This window comes from Neisseria sp. P0021.S006 (genome assembly GCF_051956895.1).
Genome location: NZ_JBQCWZ010001181.1, coordinates 1 through 468 on the forward strand (window position 1 = coordinate 1; position 468 = coordinate 468).

The following is a 468-nucleotide window of genomic DNA, read 5'->3' on the forward strand; positions in this document are numbered from 1 at the left end:
CTCGCCTATCGTAATCGCCAGCAACACCAGCATAAACACGATAATCGGCATCGGGGTTCCAGATGAAATATACGGAATAAAACTCAAATAATAGACGCCGGTTACCAACATGGCCAGTGCAAACTTCAACGGCGTTTTAGGTTGGCGTTTGCCCATTTTCGTCCACACCGTGGCCATCACGCCGGAAAAGAGAACCACCCACATGGCCTGTATCGAATCTTTCCATGAAACAGGCACGGTAAAGCCGAAGAAAGTACGGTCAACCGTTTCGTCAAAATAAACCGTTGCAACGGTGTACACCTGAAACCAAACCGCCCAGAACATACAAATAGTCAAAAACAGCGGAATATAGGCCATGATGTAACGTTTATTGGCTGCCTCAACTTGGCTGCTGCCCAGCAAGCGTGCAAAATAAGCGATAACGGTGATAATGACCACGCCCAAAAGCCAGCGTGAAAAGTTCTCAAG

General features: G+C 47.6%; 1 protein-coding gene. It reads right to left on the minus strand.

Annotated elements, in window-relative coordinates; genetic code table 11:
• Window positions 1-468: oligopeptide:H+ symporter (locus tag ACTHUM_RS19360; RefSeq protein WP_440403918.1), on the minus strand; the 468-nt coding region annotated here is incomplete at both ends.